The following is a 25,801-nucleotide window of genomic DNA, read 5'->3' on the forward strand; positions in this document are numbered from 1 at the left end:
ATTTTTTCCGGCTCTCCATCATTACGTACAGACTATGAATATGGTCGATGCCAAGCGTGTTCTTGAAACCGCCTTGATATGTGCCCAGCAGCCTTTGACTGTCAAGGCTTTGCGTGAATTGTTTGCCGATGCAATTGGCGCTGACACTGTGAAGAGTTTGCTCAGTGAGTTACAAACTGAATGGGTGGGCCGGGGTGTCGAGTTAGTGAGCGTTTCGAGTGGATGGCGATTCCAGAGCCGTCCTGAAATGCGGGAATATCTGGACAGATTGCACCCCGAGAAGCCGCCCAAGTACACCCGCGCAACCCTAGAGACATTGGCCATTATTGCCTACAGGCAGCCGGTTACCCGAGGTGACATGGAAGACATCCGTGGCGTCACCATCAGTTCATTGTTGATCAAGCAATTGGAAGATAGGGGATGGGTGGAGGTGATCGGGCATCGTGAGGCACCTGGCAGGCCTGCGCTGTACGCAACCACGAAGCAGTTTTTGGATGATTTGGGCCTTGCGTCCCTGGATCAATTGCCAATTCTCGAATCGCCAGAGCGCGGAGAAGATTCCATGGCTGGACTAGAGGGGCTGTTGGGAGCTTCGGGCGAGGTGGTTGATCATGGAACAGTTGGAGCAAGCAATCCAGACGAGCAACAAATGGCGATGCCGCTTCAGGCCGCGCTAGAAGAAATTGATAACGGAACACAAACATGAACGAGAACGAATTGACGCCTGATGCCGCTGTGACACCGTCTGGCGCGCCCCAGCAGCAAATGGCTACCGAGGCGGCATTGCCGAAGGGCACGAATCGTTTCGATGATGTGATCTCCGGTCAATTTGACGCGGATGAAGAAGCAGAAGATGTCGTGTTGCCCAAGCGGATTCTGTTGCCCCAAGCAGAAACGCCCAAGTTGCACAAAGTGTTGGCTCAATCCGGTATGGGTTCGCGGCTTGAAATGGAGCAGTTGATTCTCGAGGGACGAATCTCTGTCAATAACGAGCCGGCGCACATTGGCCAACGCATTCAATTTGGTGACAACATCAAAGTAAACGGGAAGCCTATCCGTTTCCGAATTGAGCCGCCACCTGCCCGAGTCATTGCGTATCACAAGCCAGTTGGCGAGGTAGTTACGCATGACGACCCGCAAAACCGTCCGACCGTGTTTCGCAGGTTGCCTAAACTGCACCAAGGCAAGTGGCAATCGGTCGGTCGCCTCGACCTGAATACAGAGGGGCTTCTCTTGTTTACCAGTTCGGGCGAATTGGCTAATAACCTGATGCACCCTCGCTTCGGATTGGAGCGTGAATATGCTGTGCGGGTATTGGGCGCTCTGAGCAAAGATGAAAAGCAGGCCCTTTTGGATGGGGTTCAATTGGATGACGGAGTAGCCCAGTTCGGCTCCATAGAGGACGGTGGTGGCGAAGGCTCCAATTGCTGGTACCGGGTCACTATCTCCGAAGGTCGGAATCGCGAAGTCAGGCGCATGCTCGAATCTGTGGGGCATGCGGTCAGTCGGTTGATCCGTATTCGCTACGGGGCCATGGTATTGCCTCGTGGACTCAAGCGTGGAGCTTGGATGGAGCTGGATGAGACCGATATTCGTGCCCTGATGCAGGCTGCGAGCGCGGGCAAGCCCAGAGCCCGCGAGGATTCGAATGGGGCTGCGGGTGCTCCCCGCCCCCGAGGTCGTGGCCCTCGCCAAGGCGGTCGGGGTCCGGCTTCCCCGAAAGGTGCGAGCGGTCAAGGAAGCACTGCTCGTCAGGTCAATGGAAAGTCTCCGCGTCAGGGTGGACGTCAGGAAGGTGGAGCGCAGCCTGATCCTATGAAAACTTCTCTGGGTTACATCGGCGCAGACAGTTTTTCCAGGCAGCGGCAAGAGTCCAATGGTCGTGGCCGCCCCGGCGGTGGCGGACAAAGACGCAATGGTGGTCGAAGCCGCTAATGCCGATGCTAAAATCATCGGCTTTGTCTATCACGGGCAATTAATTTTTTATACTTTTGGGAATCAACATGGCAATCGAACGCACTCTCTCCATCATCAAGCCCGACGCAGTGGCCAAGAACGTGATCGGTCAAATCTACGCCCGCTTCGAAGCAGCCGGCTTGAAGGTTGTTGCTGCACGCATGGCGCACCTCTCCCGCGGTGAGGCAGAAGCCTTCTATGCTGTGCACAAAGAGCGTCCTTTTTTCAAGGATTTGGTGGACTTCATGATCTCCGGTCCCGTCATGATCCAGGCATTGGAAGGTGAAGGCGCCATCGGCAAAAATCGTGACTTGATGGGTGCAACAGACCCTAAAAAGGCAGCTCCCGGCACCATTCGCGCCGATTTTGCTGACAGCATTGACGCCAATGCGGTTCACGGTTCTGACGCTCCTGAAACAGCGGCAGTGGAAGTGGGCTTTTTCTTCCCCGGCATGAACGTTTACTCGCGTTAATTCAGTATGGCGGTCAACCTGCTCGATTTTGATCTCGAGGGTCTGGCCGCCTTCTGCGAAAGCCTAGGCGAAAAGAAGTTTCGGGCTACCCAGTTGTTCCGTTGGGTGCATCAAAAAGGCGCGAGCCAATTTGATGATATGAGCGATCTCGCCAAGTCGCTCAGGGACAAATTACGGGGGCACGCAGAAGTACGTGCCCTGCCCGTAATCACTCAACACATCTCAGCAGATGGCACCATCAAGTGGTTGTTCGATGTTGGCAATGGAGATGCTGTCGAAACGGTCTTTATCCCCGAGTCTGACCGCGGGACACTTTGTATATCCTCCCAGGCCGGATGCGCAGTAGGATGCAGATTTTGTTCGACCGGGCACCAAGGCTTCAGTCGCAATCTCAAAACTTGGGAAATATTGGCGCAGCTTTGGTTTGCTGAGCACTTTTTACGCAGTCACCTGGGGGTGTCTGATCGGGTTATCTCCAACGTCGTGATGATGGGTATGGGCGAGCCCTTGCAGAATTATGTGGCGCTCGTTCCGGCTTTGAAGGTCATGTTGGATGACCATGGTTACGGGCTGTCACGCCGCCGAGTCACAGTTTCGACGTCAGGCGTAGTTCCAATGATGGACCGCTTGGGGGAGGATTGTCCCGTAGCCCTCGCTGTATCTTTGCATGCACCTGAAGACTCGCTGAGGGATAACCTGGTTCCTTTGAATCGAAAGTACCCGCTCAAGGAATTGATGGAGGCTTGTCGCCGGTATTTGGCCCATGCGCCTCGCGACTTCATTACCTTTGAATACTGCATGCTGGATGGGGTCAATGACCACCCAGAGCATGCCAAGTTATTGTTGCAACTGGTGAAAGAATCTGGCGTTCCTTGCAAGTTCAACTTGATCCCATTCAATCCCTTTCCTGCCTCTGGATTGCTGCGTTCCTCTAACAATGCAGTTCAGGCCTTCGCACGCATCCTGGTAGATGGTGGCTTGGTGACTACTATCCGAAAGACCCGTGGAGACGATATTGATGCCGCTTGCGGTCAACTCGCCGGGGATGTCAAAGACCGTACGAACGTAGGGACTCGTATTTCCAAGCAACGCACGGTTATGCTCAAGCAGGTCCGCGATTTCGAAACGCGCGGTAATGATGGGATGCGAAATGACTGATGGATTTTCCGCGCTGACGCTAGCTCTGCGGCCATTTGGCCGTGCTGTCGTGTCGTTAGTTTTTCTTGCTTTGGCTATCGGCTTATTGCAAGGTTGTGCGGGTGGCGCGCAAACGCCGGCATCCAGTAATGATTTACTAACAGATTCAGATGAATCACCTGCCCGTAAGCGCGCCAAGATCCGCTTGGAGTTAGCCGCTGGCTATTACAACAATGGCCAAACTACGGTTGCTTTGGATGAACTGAAGCAGTCAATTAGCGCGGACCCGGGGCTTTTTGAGGCGCACAATCTGCGCGGCTTGATATACATGCGCTTGAATGATTTCCCCTTGGCAGAGGAAAGTTTCAAGCGCGCATTGCAACTCAATCCTCAGGCTGCCAGCGTGCAACACAATTACGGTTGGCTTCTTTGTCAACAAGGCCGTGCCCAAGACTCCTACACGCAGTTCATGGGGGCCATTGCAAATCCGAACTACAACGAGCGTTCCAAGTCTTGGATGGCAATGGGTGTCTGCCAAGTGAAGGCAGGGGCTCGCAACGATGCGATTGCCAGTTTGACGCGAGCAAATGAATTGGATCCTTCAAACCCTGTAGCAGGTTACAACCTTGCACTTTTGTTGATGCAGCGTGGGGATTTGGCCAAGGCACAGTTTCACGTTCGTAGGATCAACAATAGTGAATACGCAAATGCGGAGTCACTCTGGTTGGGTATCAAGATTGAGCAGATGTTGGGCAACAAGGATGCAATGACGCAACTCGGTGCGCAACTCCGAAAACGGTTTGCACAGTCCAAAGAAGCGGGTTCTTTTGATAGGGGAGCATTCGATGAATGAGGTTGAGATGAGTGGCGCGCTCCCTGAGTTGCCGGAAACGACGCTCGCTGCAGCGCCCGTAACGGCTGGCCGCCTTTTGCGAAATGCCCGCGAGGCGGCAGGACTGCATATCGCTGCTCTGGCTGTGTCCATGAAAGTGCCTGTCAAGAAGCTGGAGGCTTTAGAGGCGGATCGTGCAGACTTATTGCCGGATGCGGTGTTCGTCAGAGCATTGGCTTCTAGTGTCTGCCGAGCTCTGAAAGTCGATTCAGCCCCCATCCTTGAGCTCCTCCCCCAGACAGTCAAGCCCAGTTTTGAGGCAGGGGATAAAGGTATCAACGCTCCATTCAAGGTTCCTGGTGAAGCGGCATCCGTCGGGTTTGTAGACGTACTCAAACGACCTGTTGTGATCGTGGTGTCACTATTGCTGTTGGCTGTATTGGGTATCGCTTTCGCGCCGGAAATGCACTTGCCTGATTTCGCGTCAAAAGCCGATGTAACTCCAGCAAATATTGCGCCCCTTAAAGAGTCAGCCATTGAACCGGTGCCGGTTGCAGAGAAACTTGAAGAGAAATTGCCTCCGGTAGAGGTGGTTCCAGGACCTTCTCCGGCGGAGCTGGTGAAGCAACCAGTGACTGAGGCGGCGTTACCTGCAAGCTCAGCCCCGGTGCAAAAGCCAACCGAGATGATTGTGATTCGCGCGAAAGGTACAACGTGGGTGGAGGTTGTTGACTCCACTGGTGCTGTATTGGTTCGTAGAACTTTGCAGGCTGATGGCATCACTTCTGCCACTGGTGTATCTCCATTGGCCGTCGTAGTCGGCAAGGCAGACATGGTGGATGTCGAGGTGAGGGGCAAACCCTTCAATATGTCGACTGTTTCCAGAGATAACGTTGCCAGATTTGAGGTGAAGTAGTGGAGCAGCAAATGCCTATCGCCTTGGCGCAACCCTTGGCGCGCACTAGTTTGCAGTCTGTCGTCAAGTGGGGCGACCATGAAGTGACTGTCGGTGGCGATGCGCCGGTCCGTATCCAGTCCATGACCAACACGGACACTGAAGATGCAATCGGTACCGCCATCCAGGTGAAGGAACTTGCCTTGGCAGGCTCCGAGTTGGTGCGTATTACGGTGAATACTCCTGAGGCTGCTGAGGCGGTCCCGCATATCCGGGAGCAGTTAGATCGTATGGGTATCTCAGTGCCCTTGATCGGCGACTTTCATTACAACGGTCACCGGCTGTTGAGTGAATTTCCCGACTGTGCCAAAGCCCTGTCCAAGTACCGCATCAATCCGGGAAATGTGGGTAAAGGCGACAAGCGTGATCGTCAGTTTTCCCAGATGATTGAAGCCGCTATTCAATGGGATAAGCCGATTCGGATTGGCGTGAATTGGGGGAGCCTTGATCAAGAATTGCTCGCCAGTTTGATGGATGCGAATAGCCGGAGAGTTAACCCTTGGGATGCCAAGCAGGTGATGTATGAGGCTTTAATCACCTCTGCCTTGGAATCTGCTCAACGCGCAGAGGAGATCGGGCTGGCGGGACATCAGATCACGCTTTCCTGCAAGGTGAGCGGCGTCACGGACCTGATCGCGGTTTACCGCGAACTGGCCAAGCGTTCAAAATATTCATTGCACCTCGGGCTGACTGAGGCTGGAATGGGCACCAAAGGTACAGTTGCCTCTGCAACGGCTCTTGGAATTCTGTTGCAAGAGGGTATCGGCGACACTATTCGAGTGTCTTTGACACCTGCACCTGGCGAGGCCAGAACGCAAGAGGTAGTAGTCGCATCCGAAATTATTCAGTCACTAGGTCTTCGCCAGTTCGTTCCAAGCGTTACTGCTTGCCCGGGGTGTGGAAGAACCACCAGTACCACTTTTCAGGAACTGACCAAGCAAATTGACGACTTCTTGCGGGACCAGATGCCTGTATGGCGTACCCAGTACCCCGGCGTCGAGAACATGAAGGTCGCGGTCATGGGCTGTATCGTCAATGGCCCGGGAGAAAGCAAGCATGCCGATATCGGTATCAGTCTTCCCGGTACCGGTGAGGCTCCGGCAGCGCCCGTTTTTATCGACGGCGAGAAACGCATGACTTTGCGCGGCGAGTCTATCGCGGCTGATTTCCAGAACGTAGTGGAAAACTACATCCGGGAGCGTTTCACGCCCCGCACCCCCAGCATTTGAGAGCTTATGTCCGAGAAGAATAGTCCGCGTAAGGCGGACAAGATTGTTGCCGTCAAAGGCATGAACGACATCATGCCGCCGGAATCTGCGGCATGGGAAGCATTGGAAGCCCGGGTACGGGATTTAATGCGGCGCTTTGCCTTTGAGAATGTGCGTACGCCGATCGTTGAGCCTACCTCACTATTTGTGAGGGGCTTGGGTGAAGTGACAGATATCGTCGAAAAGGAAATGTATTCCTTTGAAGACCGTTTGAATGGCGAGGCGCTGACTTTGCGGCCGGAGAATACAGCAGGAGTTGTGCGCGCAGCTGTGGAGCATTCGATGCTTTACAACGGTCCTAAGCGTCTCTATTACATGGGGCCCATGTTCCGGCATGAGCGTCCACAGCGCGGGCGGTACCGCCAGTTTCACCAAATCGGGGCAGAGGCGCTCGGTTTCGGTGGCGCCGAAATCGATGCTGAAGTAATTCTGATGGCCCACATGCTTTGGAAAGAGTTGGGTTTGACGGATATTGAATTGCAGATAAACAGTCTGGGGCAGCCAGACGAACGTAATTTGCACAGAGCCGCTTTGATCCAGCATTTTGAACTCCATCTGGATCTGCTGGATGAAGAAGCCAAGCGGCGCTTGCACCTGAATCCACTCCGCCTTCTAGACTCCAAAAATCCCGGGATGCAGGGTGTGATCGAGTCTGCGCCCAAGCTGATCGATTTCTTGGGTGATGCCTCCAGAGAGCATCTGGAAACGGTGAAAAAAATACTGGATGCTCACCGAGTGAGCTACACGGTGAACCCTCGCTTGGTTCGGGGGATGGACTATTACAACTTGACGGTGTTTGAGTTCGTTACCACGAAACTGGGGTCCCAAGGCACCGTTTGTGCGGGTGGCCGATACGATTACTTGATAGAGCAAATCGGAGGAAAACCAGCTCCCGCGGTGGGTTGGGCCATGGGCGTTGAGCGCGTTCTGGAGTTAATCAAAGAGTCCGGCGTGGCACTGATGCAGCCGGGTTTGGATGTTTTTGCAGTGATTACAGATGTTGCAAATCTGCAAGCTGTGATGCCATCGCTGCAAGTCCTTCGGGAAGCTGGTCTTTCTGTCCAGATGCAAGCTAGCACCTCAGAAGGGATGCCGAGCATGAAGTCTCAATTCAAGCGTGCAGATGCTTCGGGCGCCCGATTCGCTTTCGTGTTTGGACCTGATGAACTCGCTTCCGGACAAGTCACTGTCAAATCATTGCGGGATTCGAATGTTCCGCAAGCCACTCTTCGGATAGATGAGATGGCATCATGGGCTGCTAGCCTTTATCCAACCGCTTAAACCAAGTTCAACATGGCAAATCATTTAGATCTCGAAGAACAAGAGCAACTCGATCAACTGAAACATTTTTGGAAGCAGTATGGGAACGCAATTTCCTGGCTGTTGATCATCGTGTTTGGTGCCTTTGCCGCGTGGAATGGTTATCAGTGGTGGTCCAAGCGGCAGGCCGAGCAAGCTTCTGCCATGTATGAAGAAGTGGATCGTGTGATTGCTGGTGGCGATGTTGCTGCCGCGGACCGTGCCTATGGAGATATGCGCCAGCGATTTCCCTCAACCGTCTATACCCAGCAAGCAGGCCTCACCCTTGCCAAAGTGGCTTACCTATCGGGTAAACCAGACGTGGCTCAAACTGCGTTGATCACCGTTGCTGAGAGTAGCGTAGACCCAGGATTGGCGGCATTGGCGAGAATACGACTAGCGGGTTTGTTAATTGAAGCTAAGAGTATTGATGCGGCTTCAAAGACGTTGGATGCCAAGTTTCCCCTCGAGTTCATGGGCCTCGTTGCTGACAAAAAGGCTGACCTGCTGATGGCACAGGGTAAGGCCGAAGAAGCGGTGTCTCTGTACAAGGACGCAATCAAGCAATTGTCCGAGCGTGATCAATACCGCCGGCTGGTGGAAGTCAAACTGGCTGCGCTGGGTGTCAGCGAATCGAAGTGAGTCGAAATCTGCACATGCGACGGACCGCTGATTTTCTGATGGTAGGGGTAATGGCCTTTGTGTTGGCTGGTTGCGCCGGTCCGTCCAAACCCAAGCCTGCTGAACTCGCTCCCGCAGCCTCACTGTTGGCAGTGAAGAAGGTCTGGTCTTCATCGATTGGGGAAGTCGGTTTCCCGCTTGATGTAAAGCTGGTTGGCTCCGACGTATATGTGGCATCCAGTTCGGGATCAATTTTTAGCTTGGATTCAGATACCGGGGTCGTCCGCTGGACGTCAGATATAGGTAAGAAAATTTCGGCTGGTGTCGGTGCAGATGGCGAAAAGACTGCAGTCGTTACGACCGACGGGGAGTTGGTTGTACTGCAGAAAGGGAAGCGGATCTGGCAACAAAAATTGACTTCAGTCGCCGTAACGCCACCTTTGGTTGCCGGTGGACGCGTATTTGTGATCACTCCCGACCGGACACTTATTGCTTTTGACAGCGAAACGGGTAAGCGCCTGTGGCAACAACAAAGGGGGAGCGATAGCCTGGTGTTGGATCGGGCTGCTGTGCTTTTCCCTGTGGGTGATACCCTGGTGGCAGGAATCGGTGGGTGGTTAGTGGGTTTGAATCCATTGACAGGTATTCAGCGTTGGGAAATTCCAGTGTCCGTCAGTCGAGGAACCAACGAGGTCGATCGCCTGGTGGACCTTATGCCAGGAATCAGTCGCTTGGGATCTGATGTGTGCCTCCGCGCCTACCAGAATGCAGTGGCGTGTGTGAGTCTGGCGAATCAAAAGGTGATTTGGTCCAGAGCTGCAAACGGATTCACTGGTGTTTCTGGCGATGACAAGTTAGTGTTTGGTACAGAGGCCGATGGCAGGCTCGTAGCATGGCGCCGCGCTGATGGTGAGGTGGCATGGCAATTGGCGAGCTTGAAGTGGCGTGATTTGGGAACACCGTTGCTCCTCGGAGAGACTCTGGCGGTACCCGACAGTGCCGGACTCGTGCACCTACTGTCGAAAACAGACGGTTCCTCTTTAGGGCGTTTGGTGCTTGATGGTTCACCACTGGGGGCGTCGCCTGTCCTTGCTGGAAAAACGTTGGTCGTTGTGACCCAAAAGGGAGGTATTTTTGCCTTCCGTCCAGAATAAGAGAGGTCCCGAATGAAGCCAGTTATCGCCCTTGTGGGGCGCCCGAATGTCGGGAAGTCGACCTTATTTAATCGCTTGACGAAAACCCGCGATGCGATCGTTGCCGACTATGCCGGATTGACACGTGACCGCCATTACGGCAATGGCAAACACGGCAAGCAGGAATTCATCGTCATCGATACCGGTGGTTTTGAACCCGATGCCGGGAGCGGCATCTTCAAAGAGATGGCGAAGCAAACCCGGCAGGCGGTTGCCGAGGCTGATGTGGTTGTATTTGTGGTAGATGCTCGGGCGGGGTTATCCGCGCAGGATCATGACATCGGCAACTATCTGAGAAAGCTTGGTAAGCCGTGCCTTGTCGTTGCCAACAAGGCGGAAGGCATGAAAGCCGGCTCCCAACTTGCTGAGTTCTTTGAGTTAGGCTTGGGTGAGGTCTTCCCGGTATCTGCTGCCCATGGTCAGGGTATGCGCTCTTTGATCGAGATGGCACTGGACGCATTGCATCTTGAAGAGCCTGAGGACGACCCTGAGCCTTCTGATCCCTCCGTGATTAAGCTTGCAGTCGCCGGCAGACCAAACGTAGGCAAATCGACTCTGATTAACACATGGTTGGGTGAAGAGCGTTTGGTGGCATTTGATATGCCCGGTACCACGCGGGATGCCATTTCTGTCCCCTTTGAGCGGGAAGGTCAGAAGTTTGAGTTGGTAGACACCGCAGGATTGCGCAAAAAAGGCAAAGTGTTTGAGGCCATCGAGAAATTCTCGGTCGTCAAGACGCTGCAGGCCATTGAGTCTGCCAGCGTGGTCCTGTTGTTGATCGACGCTGAACAAGGCGTAACTGACCAGGACGCCCACATAGCGGGCTACATACTGGAATCCGGTCGTGCTGTGGTTGTGGCGGTAAACAAATGGGATGCGATCGACGAATACCAGCGCGAGTTGGTGAAACGATCTTTAGAGACCCGTCTGGGCTTCTTGAAGTTCGCTGCATTGCATCTTATTTCGGCTAAAAAACGCCAGGGCCTAGGCCCGCTGTGGGGAGCAATCGCTCAAGCGCACAAAGCAGCCAATTGCAAGATGCCGACACCAGTATTGACCCGCCTGCTATTGGAGGCGGTGCAATTCCAGACACCTAAGAAAACCGGTGCATACCGGCCCAAATTGCGTTACGCCCACCAAGGGGGGATGAATCCGCCCATTATTGTGATTCACGGTAACTCCCTTGAGCACGTTACCGAAGCCTACAAGCGGTTTTTGGAGGGTCGCTTCCGCAAGGAGTTCAATTTGATTGGAACTCCCTTACGGATTGAAATGAAGTCTTCTCAGAATCCATTTGCTGATAAAGATTAAGTAAAGCAGCAAGTTATCTGACAGGTCCCTGTGCGTAAACGCCTCGTCAGCAAGAGGGGCTCGAAGCATGTGTGGTATCGTCAAACCCTTATCATTTTTTGAACACGGAGAATATCGTGAGCAACAAAGGCCAACTCCTCCAAGATCCTTTCCTGAACGCTTTGCGTCGCGAACATGTGCCTGTTTCCATTTATTTGGTGAACGGCATAAAGTTACAGGGACAGATCGAATCTTTTGACCAGTACGTGGTCTTGCTCCGCAATACAGTGACACAAATGGTTTACAAGCATGCCATTTCAACTATTGTTCCCGGACGCGCAGTGAACCTGGCAGCCGCTGGCGACGAAGCAGCATCTGCTTGATGCTTCAAAAGAGGGGATCCTTTGGATCCTCCTGCAGTGAATTTTTCTCCCATTGAATAATCCCCAAGAAAGCAAATTGGCGCCGACCATATTGGTTGGTGTCGATCTGGGTGGTCCGAATTTCGATTCTGAGCTGGAAGAGCTCGGACTTCTGGCTCAAACAGCTGGATTGCAACCTGTGGGGCGTGTTGTGTGCAAACGCCGCGCTCCAGACGCAGCGTTGTTTGTAGGTTCCGGGAAAGCAGAGGAAATCCGACAGCTGGCACTGCAGACCGGTGCCACCGAAATTTTGTTTGACCAGGCGCTCAGCCCCGGTCAACAACGAAATCTGGAGCGGCACATGCAGCTTCCGGTCAATGACCGGACTTTCTTGATTCTTGAGATCTTCGCGCAAAGGGCGAGGAGCCACGAGGGCAAGTTGCAGGTTGAGTTGGCTCGACTTCAGTATCTCAGTACCCGCTTGGTGCGCCGCTGGTCTCATTTGGAGCGTCAGCGAGGGGGTATCGGAACACGCGGAGGTCCCGGTGAAACCCAGATTGAACTGGACCGCCGGATGATCAGCGAGAACATCAAGCGAACCAAAGAGCGTTTGAGCAAAGTCAAGCGACAGCGACAGACGCAACGCCGTCAACGGGAGCGCCGTGATGCTTTCAACATTTCGTTGATCGGCTATACCAACGCAGGCAAATCCACGCTGTTCAATGCGTTGGTAAAGGCACGCGCCTACGCTGCCGATCAGCTGTTCGCAACCTTGGACACTACCACGCGACAACTGTACCTCGGTGAGGCCAACCGATCGGTATCTTTATCTGACACCGTGGGATTCATTCGCGATTTGCCCCATGGTTTAGTGGATGCTTTTCAGGCAACCTTGCAAGAGGCTATTGATGCCGACTTGCTTCTTCATGTCGTAGACGCTGCCAATGTGGACTTTCCGGAGCAAATCGCCCAGGTCCAGGCAGTACTCAAAGAGATTGGTGCCGACGACATTCCTCAATTGTTGGTCTTCAACAAGGTTGACGCTATTTCCGCAGATGCACAACCCTTGCGTTTGGAAGATACCTATGAAATCGAGGGGCTACAGACTCCACGTATATTCGTCAGTGCGCGCAACTTGACCGGAATGCCTTTGCTGCGCCAAAAATTAGCTGAAATTGCGAAATCTGCGACAGATTTGAATGACTTGCCGTCAATTCACCCTGAGCCCTCTGGGGACGGTGTGTGAATTGGCACAATGCGCCCCATAGCACTAAAGAAGATTCCATGAAACTATCTGCGTTTCGAATGAAGAGCATGCCATTGGCACCCTGGTTGCGTAATGTGTTCAATTTGAACGATTCCCGTTGGGGGCGCGGTGACGACAAGCAGGAAGGGCAGGGCCCAGAGGGTCAGGCCAAGCCCGAGGCGGAGCGGCCTTCGCCTGTTGCGGGTCCGCAGTCCGGCGGCCCCAAAAATACGTCCCAATCCGGTCCCCCCGATCTTGATGAGCTGTGGAGGGACTTCAACCGGAAACTGGCTGGCTTGTTCGGCGGAGGCAAGAAGCCTGCTGGAGGCAATGGCGGTGGCTTTCAACCTGACATGAAGAATGCTGGTATTGGCGCTGGCTTGATTGTTGGGGTGTTGGTCCTGATCTGGTTGGGCACGGGTTTCTTTATCGTGCAAGAAGGCCAGCAGGCTGTCATCACGCAATTCGGAAAATACAAATCCACAGTGAATGCGGGTTTCAATTGGCGTCTTCCATACCCGATTGAGAAGCATGAATTGGTATTCGTGAGTCAAATCCGCTCAGTAGATGTGGGTCGCGATGTAGTCCTCAAAGCCACCGGCCTGAAAGAGTCTGCGATGCTGACCGAGGACGAAAACATTCTCGATATCAAATTCGCAGTGCAATACCGTTTGAGCGATGCGCGGGCTTTCTTGTTTGAGAGCAAAAATCCCAGCGAGGCGGTGGTTCAGGCCGCCGAAACAGCGATCCGTGAGGTGATGGGCAAGATGAAGATGGACGCAGCGCTCTCTGAAGAGCGCGATCAGATTGCTCCACGTGTGCGAGCCCTGATGCAAACCATTCTGGATCGCTACAAGGTTGGCGTTGAGGTGGTCGGGGTCAACCTTCAACAAGGCGGAGTTCGCCCACCTGAACAAGTGCAGTCATCGTTTGATGATGTCTTGAAGGCCGGGCAAGAGCGCGAACGCGCCAAGAACGAAGCCCAAGCCTATGCCAACGATGTAGTTCCCCGCGCCGTGGGTTCTGCATCCCGATTGAAGGAAGAGGCAGACGCCTACAAGGCCCGGGTAGTAGCACAGGCCCAAGGTGATGCCCAACGTTTCCGCTCGGTGTATGCCGAATACCAGAAGGCACCCCAAGTCATGCGCGACCGTATGTACTTGGACACCATGCAACAGATTTACAGTAACGTGACCAAGGTCATTGTGGATTCCAAGCAGGGTGGGAATTTGCTTTATCTGCCTTTGGACAAAGTGCTACAGATGACAGGTGCGCCTGCTGCGGCTGAACCGGCTTCCGGTCCCGTTACATCCACGCAGTCTGCTCCTGCAGCGCCTGCGGCAGCTTTGGGCAACAACGATCCACGCAGCCGCGATGCCGCGAGAACCCGTGAACGCGACGTGCGCTAGGACAACACTATGAACCGTATTGGACTTATCTTCTCTTCGTTGCTGGTGCTGTTGGCACTGGCAAGTTCCACCTTGTTCGTGGTGGATCAGCGTCAATTCGGCGTGGTCTATGCCTTGGGTCAAATCAAGGAAGTGATCACCGAGCCCGGCTTGAACTTCAAGCTTCCGCCACCTTTCCAGAATGTGTCCTATATCGACAAGCGCTTGTTGACCTTGGACAGCACAGATGCCGAGCCCATGCTCACGGCCGAAAAACAGCGTGTGGTCATTGACTGGTATGTGCGTTGGCGCATTACTGAACCATCGGATTACATCCGCAACGTGGGCTTGAATGAGAGCGCCGGAGCCAGCCAGTTGAACCGGGTGGTGCGTAATGCGTTCCAGGAAGAGATCAACAAGCGTACGGTCAAAGAACTCCTGTCCCTCAAGCGCGAAGCGTTGATGTCGGACGTGAAGGCGGAGGTTTTGGACAAAGTACGCGGAGCCAAACCATGGGGTGTGGATGTCGTGGACGTCCGAATTACCCGGGTAGATTATGTAGAGGCCATCACAGAGTCCGTCTATCGCCGCATGGAAGCCGAGCGAAAGCGCGTGGCCAATGAATTGCGCTCAACCGGTGCGGCAGAAGGCGAAAAAATCCGGGCCGATGCAGATCGCCAGCGTGAAATTGCTATCGCCAACGCCTATCGTGACGCCCAGAAAATCAAGGGTGAGGGGGATGCAGAGGCTGCTCGCATTTACGCAGACGCCTTCGGCAAAGATCCTCAGTTTGCCCAGTTTTATCGCAGCTTGGAGGCCTACAAGAGTAGTTTCGCCAACAAGAGCGATGTGATGGTTCTGGATCCCTCCGGTTCTGAGTTCTTCAAGACCTTCCGTAACGGTGGCGGTGCTGCGCCTGCAGCCAAAAAGTAGCGTGAACGCTGACGCGGTTTGGATGGCACTGGCTTTGGTGCTGGTGCTTGAAGGTTTGTTTCCTTTTGCGTCACCCCAAGGGTGGCGCAAACTGTTTTCCCAGCTCCTGCAATTGCAGGATGGGCAGATACGTTTCTTCGGCTTATGCAGCATCCTGTGCGGATTAGTCTGCATTTGGTGGCTGTTGCCCTGAAATCCGGGCCTCAAGGCCGGTAAAATCTCGGTTTTAACAGCCTCCCCTCAATTCCATGTCTGCTTGGGTCCTCCCGGATCACATTGCCGATGTGCTGCCTTCCGAGGCCCGCCACATCGAAGAAATACGTCGAGATCTGCTGGACATGGCCCGTTGCTATGGCTACGAGCTCGTGATGCCACCTATGCTGGAGCATCTGGAGTCATTGCTCTCTGGTACCGGTGAAGCGTTGGATTTACAGACCTTCAAACTGGTCGATCAGATATCCGGCCGCATGATGGGTTTGCGTGCTGATAGCACGCCCCAAGTGGCCCGCATAGATGCGCACTTGTTGAACCGCAGCGGAGTCACCCGTCTTTGCTACTGCGGGCCTGTATTGCATACCCGACCTGCTGCCCCTCATGCGACTCGCGAACCCTTGCAGTTCGGCGCAGAGATCTATGGTCATGCAGGGCTGGAGGCTGACCTGGAAGTGTTGACACTCACCTTGGACGCACTCAAGGCCTGTAAGGTCGGCGCACTCACCGTGGACATGGCGGACGCCCGCATCGTGGGCAGTTTGCTCGATGAATCCGGTTTGAGCAGCTCTCAGAAGAACGAAGTCCTTTCTGCTCTCACATCCAAAGACAGCAGTGCATTGACAGAGCTGACGCAATCCTGCCCACAGACTGTCGGCGCTGCTTTGCGTAGCCTCGTCAACCTGTACGGCAACGCAGATGTGCTTCAGCAGGCTCGCAAAGAATTGCCGGCCTTGCCAGGAATTAGCCAAGCGCTGGACCATCTGCAATGGCTGGCAGGTCATCTTGAGGGTGTGAAGGTGTCAATTGACCTTGCCGATTTGCGCGGTTATGCCTACTACACCGGTATGCGCTTTTCGATTTATGCAGCAGGGGCGAGTGACGCCTTGGCCCGTGGTGGCCGGTATGACGAGGTCGGGTCGGTGTTCGGGCGCAAACGTCCTGCCGTGGGCTTCAGTTTGGATGTCAAGGTATTGGCCCAAGCAGCCGAAGTGCGCCCCCTGCGGGCTGCGATTCGCGCGCCTTGGGGTGAGGCTGCGGCCTTGCGAGCAGCAATTGCGGATTTGCGCCGGCAGGGCGAAACCGTGGTGTGTGTCCTTCCCGGACACGAAAGTGAAGTCGATGAGTTCCATTGCGACCGTGAGCTGGTGCAAGCCGCTGGTCAGTGGGTCGTAACAGCTATTTAATCCAGAGCGAAATGAATACAACCAAAGGTCGAAATGTAGTGGTCGTCGGCACCCAGTGGGGCGATGAAGGCAAGGGCAAGCTGGTCGATTGGCTCACCGAAAGCGCCCAAGGGGTCGTCCGCTTCCAAGGTGGTCACAACGCGGGCCACACGCTGGTCATCAATGGCGTCAAAACAGCCTTGCACCTTATTCCTTCCGGCATCATGCGCCCTGGCGTTAAATGCTACATTGGCAACGGCGTCGTGTTGTCTGCAGGCAAGTTGTTTGAAGAAATTGAAGGTCTGGAAAAAGCCGGTGTGGAAGTGCGCTCACGCCTGCGCATCAGCGAAGCTTGCCCGTTGATTCTGCCTTTCCACGTGGCGCTGGATGTGGCTCGTGAAGCCTTCCGCGAAAAGGGCGGTACGGCCAAGATCGGCACCACAGGCCGGGGTATCGGCCCCGCTTATGAAGACAAGATTGCACGACGTGCCTTGCGCGTTCAAGACTTGAAACACCCTGAGCGTTTCGCGGCCAAGCTGCGCGAACTGCTGGACTTGCATAACCACGTTCTCGCCACCTACCTTGGTTCCGAGGCGTTCGATTTCGGCCCTTTGTTGGCGCCTTTCATGGCCAATGGCCGCGTGCAGTTTGAAGCAGTATTCCAGCAAGCGATGGAACACGCTGCCTTGCTCAAGCCCATGATGGCTGATGTTTCGCGAGAGTTGAACGAGGCCCATTTGGCAGGCGCCAACCTCTTGTTCGAAGGTGCCCAAGGCACATTGCTGGACGTGGACCACGGCACTTATCCCTACGTCACCTCCAGTAACTGCGTGGCAGGGAATGCTGCAGCAGGCTCCGGTGTCGGTCCCGGCATGTTGCATTACATCCTCGGCATTACCAAGGCCTACTGCACCCGTGTGGGCGGCGGTCCGTTCCCCACCGAGTTGGAGTGGGAAGTGCCCGGCACACCCGGCTACCACATGAGCACCGTGGGTGCTGAAAAGGGCGTGACTACCGGTCGCTCACGCCGTTGCGGCTGGTTTGATGCCGCATTGCTCAAGCGTTCCGCCCAAGTCAACGGTTTGTCCGGCCTGTGTATCACCAAGCTCGATGTGTTGGATGGTCTCAAGGAATTGATGCTGTGTACCGGCTATGAAGTGGACGGCGAAAAGGTCGACATTCTGCCCATGGGAGCAGATGAAATCGAGCGCTGTAAGCCGATCTACGAAGTTCTGGAAGGTTGGAGCGACAGCACCGTAGGCGTAACGCAATACGACAAGCTGCCCGTAGCCGCCCGCTTGTATCTGCAGCGTATCGAACAAGTCACCGGCGTGCCTATCCACATGGTCTCCACCAGTCCGGATCGCGATCACACCATCATGATGCGTCACCCCTACCTGCCCGAGTAAGTTGGTTTGATGCCTTTTATGCCTGTAACCCCCGTGAAAACTGCGCGAGCAGCTACTTTTTTAGGAGCACTCTGATGTTGACTGAAGACGGCAAGCACCTCTACGTAAGTTACGACGAGTACCACAACCTGATCGAAAAACTGGCCATCAAAGTGTTCCAGTCCGGTTGGGAGTTCGACACCATCTTGTGCCTCGCACGCGGGGGCATGCGCCCTGGCGACATCTTGTCCCGCGTGTTCGACAAGCCACTGGCCATCATGTCCACCAGCTCCTACCGGGCTGAAGCCGGCACCCAGCAAGGCAACCTTGACATTGCCCGCTACATCACCACTCCTAAGGGTGAAATCGCCGGCAAAGTGCTGCTGGTTGACGACTTGGCGGATTCCGGTCACACCTTGAACGCGGTGATCAATCAGCTCCGCAACAACTATGCACCGATCACCGAGTTGCGTAGCGCGGTGATCTGGACCAAGGCGGTGAGCGTGTTTACGCCTGACTACTCGGTGGAGTTCCTGCCGACCAACCCCTGGATTCACCAGCCATTTGAGAGCTACGACTCCCTGCGTCCCCAGCAGCTGATCCAGAAGTGGAGCGTTTGACGTTCCAGCGCTTCACGGATATCGCCGCATGACAGACCGGATCACCCACCTCATTCACCATCCGTACCAGCCACCAGCTGGCTTTGAAGCGCCGCAACCCGGCGTTTTCAAGGCGTCTACGGTGTTCTTCCCTACTGTGGCCGCGATGCGCAGCCGCGAATGGAAGGACAAGTCCGCCTACACCTACGGCTTGCACGGCACGCCCACCAGCTATGCGCTTGAAGAGCGCCTCGCGACCCTGGAGGGAGGCAAAGAGTGTTTGTTGGTTCCCAGTGGCCTCGCGGCGCTGGGACTGGTGGCGCTGTCTTTGTTGAAAAGCGGCGACGAGGTCCTCTTGCCGGATAACGCGTATGGACCGAACAAGTCCATCGTCGAAGGCGAGTTGATGGGGTGGGGGATTACCCACCAGTACTACAACCCGATGGACCCCGAGGATCTGGAAGCCCAGATTTCGAGCCGTACCAAGCTGGTGTGGCTGGAGGCGGCGGGCTCTGTGAGCCTGGAGTTTCCCAACATTGTTGAAATGGTGCGGATTTGCCAGCGCCGCAAGGTGCTCACCGCGCTCGACAACACCTGGGGCGCAGGCTTGGCCTTCAACCCGTTTGACCTGGTTCCCGGTGCCAGCAGCCCGGTGGCCGTAGACGTCTCGGCACATGCCTTGACCAAGTATCCGAGCGGCGGTGGCGATGTATTGATGGGCAGTGTGATCACCCGCAACCCCGGACTGCACCTCAAGCTCAAGCTGACCCATATGCGCTTCGGTATCGGGGTTGGCATGAACGACGTGGAAGCTGTTCTGCGCTCCTTGCCAACCATCGGTTTGCGTTACCGCGCACACGATGTGGCCACACGCAGCCTCGCGGCATGGGCCCAAACCCAGCCGGAGTTTGTGCAGGTGCTGCATCCGGCCTTGCCTGAGTCCCCCGGGCATAGCCACTGGATGGCCTTGACAGGTGGCGAAGAGGGCAAAGCCGCCGGTCTCTTCAGTGTGATGCTGGACGCCCGGTTTACCCAAGCCCAAACAGATGCCTTTTGCGACGCTCTCAAGCTGTTCAGGTTGGGCTACAGCTGGGGTGGCCCCATCAGCTTGGTGGTGCCCTACGAACTGGAAAGCATGCGTACGGCCTGGCCGGAGCATCTTCTGCGGGGAACGCTGGTGCGCTTCTCTATAGGACTTGAAGATGTGGCCGACTTGCAGGCCGACATTGCGCAGGCACTGGAAGTCTTGCGCTGACTGCGCGTTTTCCTGAGTAGGCAAGTAGCAGGTGTCGGCGTAACCTGCCGCGCATGAGCACCACTTCCTCGCCTACCGAATCTCTTGATGCCATCAGTACCGTGCGCTCGCCTGATTTGGAGCCGGCTCCATATGTGCCACCGCCCTCCGAGGCGCCCCGGAAGACGATTCTCCCGTTGAAGTTGATGGATCCTTTCCGGTGGCTGCGGCGGGGAGCGGGTGACCTCATGGCTCATCCCGGCATTGCACTCTTTTATGGCGTTGCGTTCACCACCATGGCGCTGGTTCTCGGCGCCGTGTTCAGAAACAGCCCGGAGTACACCATGACCATTGCCTCCGGTTGTTTATTGGTTGGCCCGTTTTTGGCCATGGGCCTCTATGAGGTCAGCCGCCGTCGCGATGAAGGCTTGACGCCTGCGCTGGGTGCCTCCATCGTTTGTTGGGACCGTCATGTTCCCAGCATGGCCATGCTGGTGCTGGTGCTCATCGTGTTGGAGTTGCTGTGGGGCAGGGCATCGCTGGTGGTGTTTGCGGTGTTTTTCAATACCGGCATGCCCTCTACGACCGGCGTAGTGCAAGCGGTGTTCAATCCGCAGAACCTGGAATTTGTATTCGCGTATGCCGTGGTCGGCGGTGGATTTGCCATGTTGGTCTTTGCGCTGACCGTCGTGTCCATCCCCATGATTCTGGACAGGGACACCGATGCCATTTCTGCCGCTATCACCAGCATTGAGGTTTTTTTGAAGAACACGGGCGTCATGATTTTGTGGGGCGCTTTGCTAACCGGCCTGCTCGCGGTCGCCATGGCGTTGCCCTGGCACCTTGGCTTGCTGCTGGTGGGGCCTTGGTTGGGCCATGCGACCTGGCATGCCTATCGCGGCGCTGTGCAGTGGCCCGCCGATGAAAGTCCGGCGAACCCGGTCGAAAACCCTGTCGCGTCGCCGTGAGTGCGCGGCAAGGTGTTAAAGTGGCTTCAATTAACGAAAGCACACTTTGGCAACACCCAACTACGGATACGAAAAGCGTCAGAAAGAACTGGCCAAACGCAAAAAGAAAGAAGAAAAGCTCAAGCAAAAAGCCGAGCGCAAGACGGGCGACGGCGTGGAGTTGACCCCCAATGAAGCGGCTGAACAAGCTGCCTCGGCGGGCGCTGAGGCGCCTACTGAAACTCCCCAAGCCTGATCGCTATTGCCCGCCGACCGCCTCTCCTCAGCGGCCAGACCTCTTGTGGTGCTCCTACCGCAAGAGGTTTTTTATTGCCGGCCACATGGTGTTGAGGATGGTCGGGTGCGCTTCTTCCTTGGGGTGGATCCGGTCTGCTTGAAACAGGGCTGCTGCATTCGGAACATCGGCCACACCCTTGAGCAAAAATGGAACGAGCGCCGCCTTCGTCGTTTTGGCTACGGTGGAAAACGTCTCACTGAAACGTTTGGTGTAGTCCTGGCCGTAGTTCGGCGGCACCTGCATGCCGGCCAATAGCACCTTGGCTCCACTGGCCTGGGCCGCTTGGGTCATGGCGAGCAGGTTGTCTTGCGTCATGCTCAATGGCAGGCCGCGCAAGGCATCGTTCCCACCCAGCTCAATTACGACCACAGTAGGTTTGTGTTGCGCCAACAGGGCAGGCAAGCGGGATCTGCCACCGGAGGTGGTGTCCCCGCTGATGCTGGCGTTTACCACGGTGGCGGCTACTTTGTCGGCGGCGATACGCTGCTCCATCAGGGCGACCCAGCCGGTACCGCGTTTGAGCCCGTACTCCGCGCTGAGGGAGTCGCCCAGCACCAGCACTTTGGCAGATGCAGGGGACTCTTTGGCATGCGCTGTGTTTGCCCCTGCAAAAGAGGCCAAAATGAGCAGCGCGATACAGTGTCTACGAACTACAGAGAGCCCCATGAGTGATTCCATTATTTCGGTTGAGCATGTTTTCAAGGCGGTGACAGATTCCACCGGCACGCTGGAGATCCTGCGCGACATTGATTTTGCACTCAATGCCCGTGAGACCGCAGCCATTGTGGGGGCTTCGGGCTCCGGCAAGAGTACCTTGTTGTCCATCATTGCCGGTCTCGATACGCCCACGGGCGGCACCGTGCGCTTGGCCGGGCAGGACATATTCGTCCTGGACGAAGATGCCCGAGCCGCGCTGCGTGCCCGGCAGGTGGGTTTCGTGTTCCAGAGTTTTCAGCTGCTGGGCAATCTGACTGCACTGGAAAACGTGATGCTGCCCCTGGAACTGGATGGCCGCAAAGACGCCCGTGCTGCCGCCACCGAGATGCTGTCACGCGTGGGCCTGTCCCAGCGCTTGAACTCTTACCCCAAGGTACTTTCCGGGGGAGAACAACAGCGGGTCGCGCTGGCGCGCGCCTTTGTGGTCAAGCCAGCCGTGTTGTTGGCCGACGAGCCCACTGGCAGCCTGGACTTTGCCACCGGCGAAAAAATCATGGAACTGATGTTCGACCTCAACCGCGAGCAAGGCACCACCCTGGTTCTGGTGACGCATGACCGAAGCATCGCTGCGCGTTGCGACCGCCGCATTCTGATCGAGGCAGGTCGGGTAGTCCCAGAGGCAGTGGCGGCCTGATTAGAGGTGGGTGTCATGCCGGATTCAGGAGTGCTCCCGGACAACGCATTCCAGCCTGCTTCACGCGATGCATGGCGCCAGTGGTTGAGCCAGAACCATGGGCGGGATACCGGTATTTGGCTGGTGAGCTTCAAGAAGGACACCGGCCGTAGCTGCATGAGCTATGACGAGGCGGTGGAAGAAGCTTTGTGCTTCGGCTGGATTGACAGCAAGCCCAAGACGCTGGATGCGGAGCGAGCCATGTTGTGGTTCTCGCCTCGCAAAGCGGGCACAGGCTGGTCTGCCGCCAACAAACAGCGCATTGAGCGTGCGCTGGCCGCCGGTCGCATGGCTGCTCCCGGTTTGGCCAAGGTGGAAAAAGCTCGAGCCGACGGCTCATGGTTCGCACTCGACGCGGTCGAGGCCTTGTCCGTCCCCCACGATCTACAACTGGCACTAGACGCCTATACCGGCGCTGCCGGCTTCTTTGAAGCTTTCCCCCGTTCGGTCAAGCGCAGCATCCTGGAGTGGATCAGCCAGGCCAAAACTCCGGCCACACGGGACAAGCGGGTGCAGGAGACAGCGCGGCTGGCTGCGACCAATGAGCGCGCCAATCAGTGGCGCAAGCCCGTCAAGTAGTCTGCTGCTATCAAAAGTGAAGCTGCTCACGCATATGCGATGGGCGCTACAACTTGTTTTTATTCAAACGTCCCCTTGAGGGATGTCTATTGTCACCACAGTGCCTTGCAGCGGCGTGCTTTCAATGTGGAGTTGGGCTTTGTGCAGGTCCGCAATCAGTTTGGCGGTGCTCAGGCCCAGGCCGAATCCGGGGTGCTTGCCGGAGCTGTCTGCACGATAGAAGCGCTCAAAGATGTGTTGCTGCACTTCATGCGTCATGCCTTGTCCCTGATCACGGATGCGGATACGCACACCACCGGGGTTGTCTACATCTTCATTCAGCGGGCCCACATTGATTGTGACCGGAGTGCCCGCAGGGCTGAAGGCATAGGCGTTGTGCAGGAGTTCCGTGACCGCCATGGTGATCGCCACCGGGTCGACACGACACCAAGGGATCGGGTCCTGGTGCTCAAGCACAGGCGGCTCACGGCCCTCGGGTAACTGAAGGCCGCGGGCGGCCATCGCGCAAAGGGCCCCAAGGTCGGTGATGCGGGTGCGCTTGATGTCCAGACCATTCATGTCCAGCTCAGACAGGTCCAACATGCGTTGGAGCAACTGATTCAGTCCCTGGGATTTACGCAAGATCTGCTGGCCCATTTCTTTGACGCTGTCCGCACTCTGGGCTCGCGTAGCCAGCAGGTCTGCATAACCATGGATCACGGTCAGTGGCGTGCGGATTTCATGAGCTGCAAAAGACATGAATTGCGACTTGGAGCGTTCCAGCTGCATCTCGGGCGTGGTGTCGTGCAGCAGGACGATGGTGCGCAGGGCTGGGTCTTCAAAGGTGTGAACGCGCATGTCGAGGTAGCTGGCCACCGCATCAGGTTTGACTGGCACCAGGTCGCGGTACACATGGTGTTCTTTGTTGTTGCGCACACTCAACATGCTTTGCGCCACCGACAGCGCCTGCGCCTGCGCCAGCTGGAAGTTGCGTCCGATATGGCGGGCCACAGTCAGGTAGCTCTCGCGCTCTTCGCCGGGCGGCAGCGCGATCAGGTCAAAGCTCTTGTCGTTCGCAAGCACAAGCACGCCATCGGCGTCAAAACCCATGTAGCCCTGGTCCATGGCCTCAAGTACCGAGCGCAGCTGGACTGACTGATGTTGCAGCCGTAAGTTGGTGGTTTGCAGGGCCGCATCGGCCTCTTGCAGCTGGCGGGTGCGCCGCTCTACCGCGATGGTCAGCAATTGGGTGGATCCGGTCAGCATCAGGCTGGCCGCCAAGGTCACCCACGTCAGCAATATGCCGGTTCCCAGTGCAAAAAATGGGGTGCGGCTGAGTTCGCCCAACCAGAAGTCCCCACTGGGTGTGGCTTTCAGGGCATAGCTGCGGTCGGCAAAATGAATGGTCTGACTCACCGGTGCCGGTACCGGTAGTGAGAGCAGGCTGAAGTTGTGCAAGAGGCCGCGGATAGGGGGCCTGGCAGCTTGACCATCTTCGTACAGGGCTTGCGTCTCGGCCGGTTCGTTCTGATCCACAAACTGGTAGCGCACCACGCGGCGGCGGGGGGGCTCGCCACTGGCAAGGCGAAAGTTGGCAAAGCGCAGCCCCTCGACAGCGCTGCCCACGATATCTTCCATGCGCAGCACCGCAACCGCAAAGCCGACAGGGGTGGATTTGGGGCCCGTACTTGCCTGGGTATCTGCTGGTGCTACAGGACTCAGGTACAGCGCGCCCCATGATTTGCCGGTTTCCTGCACCAGTTGAATGCGGGGGGTAATTGCCGCCTCGCCGCTGCGCAGGACCTTATCTATCGCAGCACGCCGTGCCGGATTGGCGTGGATGTTCAGGCCCAAAGCGGCGCGGTTCTTCTCCAGGGGGGCAATGTGTTCCACCGCGACGTAAAAGTCGGCCTTCCGGCTGGGGACCAGGCTGCCGTCAGTTGCCCGGTCTACCAGGGCTGCCTGCGGGCCGTATTCAGTACGCAGTCGCCTCTCGAACTGACTGCGCTGTTCGTGGGGTATCAGGGGGTTCCAACTGAGCGCCTGCACATGCGGATGGCTCGCCTGGATCGCAGTGGCTACCTCACTGAATTGCGCGGCAGTCTCTCGAGGCGCATTGCGCAAGTGGCTCTGCAGTATCTGCACCGACTGATGCGCACTGCGGAAATCGGCATTCAGACGTTGGGCCAACGCAGTGTTCGAGTCCTGAAAGCGGGCCAGTGTTTGTTGTTCGTCGGTCCACACGGCGCGCGCGGTGATGCCCAGAGTGAGTGCACCGCCCAATGCCAGCAGTGTGCTCACACGCCACTTGCGGGGTTCCTGCCATGCATCATCCTGCAGCCACAGAATGGTCAGAGGCAAGAGGATGGCGATGCCGGCCCATTCGGGCAGTAGCAGCCCAGCAGCTTGCAGGCCCCAATGGTGTACGGCTGCGGCCTCCTGCATCTGGGACAGAACCAGCAGGTACAGGGCGGTACCCGCACTGGTCGCGAGCAGCCCCGCGCCACAGATCTGCAGGCTTTTGCGCAGACGCCGCAGTTTGCTGGGCAGGATTTGCAATGCCAACACGGCGACACGCGCCACTTCAGTTTGCAGCACCAGAGCACAAGCCCCCAGGCTGGCAAGTGCCCATTCTCTGGACCCGGAAGTGCCTTCCATCAGCCAGAGGTCCCACACCAGGCGTGCCAACCACAGGCCGGGCAAAACCTTGCGCCCACACATCAGGGCCCCTGCTACTGCGACTCCCGAAGCCGCAGTGCCAGCCACCAGAAGCGGGTTGGGCAAGGCAAACAGCAAGTGCACCAGCGTTGCCACCAGCACATAGGCCACCGCGCACACTGCGTTGGCTGCCAATGGCGGCAATGCCATGAGCCACGCCGCAGGCTTGCCTACAGTGAGTCCAGCGATGTTGGTGGTGCTCATGGAATTAGAAAAATGAAGCGAATATCACATTAAAACATTTTAAATGATAAAAGTGAATCAAATATGATGATCGTACCAACAAAAGACCGATATTGGCTCTGTAGCCCCTGACGGCGGTGCAGGCGCCAGCGTCGAT

26 protein-coding genes are annotated in these 25,801 nt (G+C 56.2%); 24 read left to right on the forward strand and 2 right to left on the reverse strand.

The window, feature by feature from the left end; all coding sequences use genetic code 11:
- Positions 1-34: 34 nt before the first annotated feature.
- The 22 genes from scpB to ACOAP0_RS18740 all read left to right on the forward strand — a co-directional run bounded on the left by scpB (position 35) and on the right by ACOAP0_RS18740 (position 20,753).
- Positions 35-706, forward strand: coding sequence for an SMC-Scp complex subunit ScpB (scpB, locus tag ACOAP0_RS18635; protein WP_313866389.1), 672 nt, complete (start codon positions 35-37; stop codon positions 704-706).
- Complete coding sequence (locus tag ACOAP0_RS18640; RefSeq protein WP_498377644.1) at positions 703-1,935, forward strand: pseudouridine synthase; 1,233 nt, start codon at positions 703-705, stop codon at positions 1,933-1,935. The genes scpB and ACOAP0_RS18640 overlap by 4 nt, the downstream gene beginning before the upstream one ends.
- Positions 1,936-2,003: 68 nt before the next feature.
- Positions 2,004-2,429 (forward strand): nucleoside-diphosphate kinase, encoded by a 426-nt coding sequence (ndk, locus tag ACOAP0_RS18645; RefSeq protein ID WP_087493686.1) that lies wholly within the window; start codon positions 2,004-2,006, stop codon positions 2,427-2,429.
- A gap of 6 nt (positions 2,430-2,435) precedes the next feature.
- Positions 2,436-3,587, forward strand: a complete 1,152-nt coding sequence (rlmN, locus tag ACOAP0_RS18650) for a dual-specificity RNA methyltransferase RlmN (RefSeq protein WP_498377645.1) — start codon at positions 2,436-2,438, stop codon at positions 3,585-3,587.
- Positions 3,580-4,419 carry a type IV pilus biogenesis/stability protein PilW gene (gene pilW / locus ACOAP0_RS18655; RefSeq protein ID WP_498377646.1) on the forward strand — a complete coding sequence of 280 codons (840 nt, stop codon included), beginning with the start codon at positions 3,580-3,582 and terminating at the stop codon, positions 4,417-4,419. Before rlmN ends, pilW begins: the two co-directional genes overlap by 8 nt.
- Positions 4,412-5,314 carry a helix-turn-helix domain-containing protein gene (locus ACOAP0_RS18660; protein WP_498377647.1) on the forward strand — a complete coding sequence of 301 codons (903 nt, stop codon included), beginning with the start codon at positions 4,412-4,414 and terminating at the stop codon, positions 5,312-5,314. The genes pilW and ACOAP0_RS18660 overlap by 8 nt, the downstream gene beginning before the upstream one ends.
- Positions 5,315-5,325: 11 nt before the next feature.
- Entirely contained in the window at positions 5,326-6,582 is a 1,257-nt protein-coding gene (gene ispG / locus ACOAP0_RS18665) for a flavodoxin-dependent (E)-4-hydroxy-3-methylbut-2-enyl-diphosphate synthase (RefSeq protein WP_498377648.1), read from the forward strand.
- 6 nt (positions 6,583-6,588) lie between these two features.
- On the forward strand, positions 6,589-7,902 hold the full coding sequence (gene hisS, locus ACOAP0_RS18670; RefSeq protein ID WP_498377649.1) for a histidine--tRNA ligase: 1,314 nt from the start codon (positions 6,589-6,591) through the stop codon (positions 7,900-7,902).
- A 12-nt stretch (positions 7,903-7,914) separates the two neighbouring features.
- Complete coding sequence (locus tag ACOAP0_RS18675; protein ID WP_498377650.1) at positions 7,915-8,562, forward strand: YfgM family protein; 648 nt, start codon at positions 7,915-7,917, stop codon at positions 8,560-8,562.
- A 38-nt stretch (positions 8,563-8,600) separates the two neighbouring features.
- The gene (gene bamB / locus ACOAP0_RS18680) at positions 8,601-9,695 is read left to right on the forward strand and encodes an outer membrane protein assembly factor BamB (protein WP_498377808.1); all 1,095 of its coding nucleotides are present in this window, start codon (positions 8,601-8,603) and stop codon (positions 9,693-9,695) included.
- A gap of 12 nt (positions 9,696-9,707) precedes the next feature.
- A complete protein-coding gene (der, locus tag ACOAP0_RS18685; protein WP_481874051.1) occupies positions 9,708-11,045 on the forward strand; it encodes a ribosome biogenesis GTPase Der in 1,338 nt (445 codons plus the stop codon).
- Between the two features lie 116 nt (positions 11,046-11,161).
- Positions 11,162-11,407: an RNA chaperone Hfq gene (hfq, locus tag ACOAP0_RS18690; protein ID WP_313866398.1), complete on the forward strand. Its 246-nt coding sequence runs from the start codon at positions 11,162-11,164 to the stop codon at positions 11,405-11,407.
- A gap of 52 nt (positions 11,408-11,459) precedes the next feature.
- Complete coding sequence (gene hflX, locus ACOAP0_RS18695; RefSeq protein ID WP_481874050.1) at positions 11,460-12,632, forward strand: GTPase HflX; 1,173 nt, start codon at positions 11,460-11,462, stop codon at positions 12,630-12,632.
- A gap of 38 nt (positions 12,633-12,670) precedes the next feature.
- The gene (hflK, locus tag ACOAP0_RS18700; RefSeq protein WP_498377652.1) at positions 12,671-14,041 is read left to right on the forward strand and encodes an FtsH protease activity modulator HflK; all 1,371 of its coding nucleotides are present in this window, start codon (positions 12,671-12,673) and stop codon (positions 14,039-14,041) included.
- Between the two features lie 9 nt (positions 14,042-14,050).
- Positions 14,051-14,953 (forward strand): protease modulator HflC, encoded by a 903-nt coding sequence (hflC, locus tag ACOAP0_RS18705; protein WP_498377653.1) that lies wholly within the window; start codon positions 14,051-14,053, stop codon positions 14,951-14,953.
- Position 14,954: 1 nt separating this feature from the next.
- A complete protein-coding gene (locus tag ACOAP0_RS18710; RefSeq protein WP_498377809.1) occupies positions 14,955-15,146 on the forward strand; it encodes a DUF2065 domain-containing protein in 192 nt (63 codons plus the stop codon).
- 55 nt (positions 15,147-15,201) lie between these two features.
- Entirely contained in the window at positions 15,202-16,350 is a 1,149-nt protein-coding gene (locus tag ACOAP0_RS18715) for an ATP phosphoribosyltransferase regulatory subunit (RefSeq protein ID WP_498377654.1), read from the forward strand.
- An 11-nt stretch (positions 16,351-16,361) separates the two neighbouring features.
- Positions 16,362-17,738 carry an adenylosuccinate synthase gene (locus ACOAP0_RS18720; RefSeq protein WP_087493698.1) on the forward strand — a complete coding sequence of 459 codons (1,377 nt, stop codon included), beginning with the start codon at positions 16,362-16,364 and terminating at the stop codon, positions 17,736-17,738.
- Between the two features lie 74 nt (positions 17,739-17,812).
- Positions 17,813-18,337 carry a phosphoribosyltransferase gene (locus ACOAP0_RS18725; protein WP_087493699.1) on the forward strand — a complete coding sequence of 175 codons (525 nt, stop codon included), beginning with the start codon at positions 17,813-17,815 and terminating at the stop codon, positions 18,335-18,337.
- 28 nt (positions 18,338-18,365) lie between these two features.
- Complete coding sequence (locus ACOAP0_RS18730) at positions 18,366-19,571, forward strand: PLP-dependent transferase (protein ID WP_498377655.1); 1,206 nt, start codon at positions 18,366-18,368, stop codon at positions 19,569-19,571.
- 53 nt (positions 19,572-19,624) lie between these two features.
- A complete protein-coding gene (locus ACOAP0_RS18735; protein ID WP_498377656.1) occupies positions 19,625-20,518 on the forward strand; it encodes a DUF2189 domain-containing protein in 894 nt (297 codons plus the stop codon).
- Between the two features lie 46 nt (positions 20,519-20,564).
- Entirely contained in the window at positions 20,565-20,753 is a 189-nt protein-coding gene (locus ACOAP0_RS18740; protein ID WP_087493702.1) for a hypothetical protein, read from the forward strand.
- A gap of 54 nt (positions 20,754-20,807) precedes the next feature.
- On the opposite strand, the gene ACOAP0_RS18745 is transcribed toward ACOAP0_RS18740, so the two are convergent.
- Entirely contained in the window at positions 20,808-21,461 is a 654-nt protein-coding gene (locus ACOAP0_RS18745) for an arylesterase (protein ID WP_498377658.1), read from the reverse strand.
- Here ACOAP0_RS18745 and ACOAP0_RS18750 point away from each other — a divergent pair.
- Complete coding sequence (locus ACOAP0_RS18750; RefSeq protein ID WP_498377659.1) at positions 21,460-22,146, forward strand: ABC transporter ATP-binding protein; 687 nt, start codon at positions 21,460-21,462, stop codon at positions 22,144-22,146. The genes ACOAP0_RS18745 and ACOAP0_RS18750 overlap by 2 nt on opposite strands.
- A gap of 15 nt (positions 22,147-22,161) precedes the next feature.
- Entirely contained in the window at positions 22,162-22,764 is a 603-nt protein-coding gene (locus ACOAP0_RS18755) for a YdeI/OmpD-associated family protein (protein WP_498377660.1), read from the forward strand.
- A 63-nt stretch (positions 22,765-22,827) separates the two neighbouring features.
- Here the strand turns inward: ACOAP0_RS18755 and ACOAP0_RS18760 are convergent, their stop codons facing one another.
- Positions 22,828-25,665, reverse strand: coding sequence for a CHASE domain-containing sensor histidine kinase (locus ACOAP0_RS18760; RefSeq protein ID WP_498391503.1), 2,838 nt, complete (start codon positions 25,663-25,665; stop codon positions 22,828-22,830).
- Between the last annotated feature and the right edge of the window lie 136 nt (positions 25,666-25,801).

This window comes from Curvibacter sp. Hmag1.1, from assembly GCF_059769165.1.

What these genes read in the sequence shown, in the direction of transcription:
- hflK (WP_498377652.1), top strand. Translation starts at nt 12,671, where the DNA reads ATGAAACTATCTGCGTTTCGAATGAAGAGCATGCCATTGGCACCCTGG.
- ACOAP0_RS18755 (WP_498377660.1), top strand. Translation starts at nt 22,162, where the DNA reads ATGCCGGATTCAGGAGTGCTCCCGGACAACGCATTCCAGCCTGCTTCA.
- ACOAP0_RS18730 (WP_498377655.1), top strand. Translation starts at nt 18,366, where the DNA reads ATGACAGACCGGATCACCCACCTCATTCACCATCCGTACCAGCCACCA.
- ndk (WP_087493686.1), top strand. Translation starts at nt 2,004, where the DNA reads ATGGCAATCGAACGCACTCTCTCCATCATCAAGCCCGACGCAGTGGCC.
- scpB (WP_313866389.1), top strand. Translation starts at nt 35, where the DNA reads ATGAATATGGTCGATGCCAAGCGTGTTCTTGAAACCGCCTTGATATGT.
- pilW (WP_498377646.1), top strand. Translation starts at nt 3,580, where the DNA reads ATGACTGATGGATTTTCCGCGCTGACGCTAGCTCTGCGGCCATTTGGC.
- ACOAP0_RS18715 (WP_498377654.1), top strand. Translation starts at nt 15,202, where the DNA reads ATGTCTGCTTGGGTCCTCCCGGATCACATTGCCGATGTGCTGCCTTCC.
- der (WP_481874051.1), top strand. Translation starts at nt 9,708, where the DNA reads ATGAAGCCAGTTATCGCCCTTGTGGGGCGCCCGAATGTCGGGAAGTCG.
- ACOAP0_RS18745 (WP_498377658.1), bottom strand. Translation starts at nt 21,461, where the DNA reads ATGGGGCTCTCTGTAGTTCGTAGACACTGTATCGCGCTGCTCATTTTG.
- ACOAP0_RS18675 (WP_498377650.1), top strand. Translation starts at nt 7,915, where the DNA reads ATGGCAAATCATTTAGATCTCGAAGAACAAGAGCAACTCGATCAACTG.
- ACOAP0_RS18660 (WP_498377647.1), top strand. Translation starts at nt 4,412, where the DNA reads ATGAATGAGGTTGAGATGAGTGGCGCGCTCCCTGAGTTGCCGGAAACG.
- ACOAP0_RS18720 (WP_087493698.1), top strand. Translation starts at nt 16,362, where the DNA reads ATGAATACAACCAAAGGTCGAAATGTAGTGGTCGTCGGCACCCAGTGG.
- bamB (WP_498377808.1), top strand. Translation starts at nt 8,601, where the DNA reads ATGGTAGGGGTAATGGCCTTTGTGTTGGCTGGTTGCGCCGGTCCGTCC.
- ACOAP0_RS18725 (WP_087493699.1), top strand. Translation starts at nt 17,813, where the DNA reads ATGTTGACTGAAGACGGCAAGCACCTCTACGTAAGTTACGACGAGTAC.
- hisS (WP_498377649.1), top strand. Translation starts at nt 6,589, where the DNA reads ATGTCCGAGAAGAATAGTCCGCGTAAGGCGGACAAGATTGTTGCCGTC.
- hflC (WP_498377653.1), top strand. Translation starts at nt 14,051, where the DNA reads ATGAACCGTATTGGACTTATCTTCTCTTCGTTGCTGGTGCTGTTGGCA.
- ACOAP0_RS18735 (WP_498377656.1), top strand. Translation starts at nt 19,625, where the DNA reads ATGAGCACCACTTCCTCGCCTACCGAATCTCTTGATGCCATCAGTACC.
- ACOAP0_RS18750 (WP_498377659.1), top strand. Translation starts at nt 21,460, where the DNA reads ATGAGTGATTCCATTATTTCGGTTGAGCATGTTTTCAAGGCGGTGACA.
- rlmN (WP_498377645.1), top strand. Translation starts at nt 2,436, where the DNA reads ATGGCGGTCAACCTGCTCGATTTTGATCTCGAGGGTCTGGCCGCCTTC.
- ACOAP0_RS18640 (WP_498377644.1), top strand. Translation starts at nt 703, where the DNA reads ATGAACGAGAACGAATTGACGCCTGATGCCGCTGTGACACCGTCTGGC.
- ispG (WP_498377648.1), top strand. Translation starts at nt 5,326, where the DNA reads ATGCCTATCGCCTTGGCGCAACCCTTGGCGCGCACTAGTTTGCAGTCT.
- ACOAP0_RS18760 (WP_498391503.1), bottom strand. Translation starts at nt 25,665, where the DNA reads ATGAGCACCACCAACATCGCTGGACTCACTGTAGGCAAGCCTGCGGCG.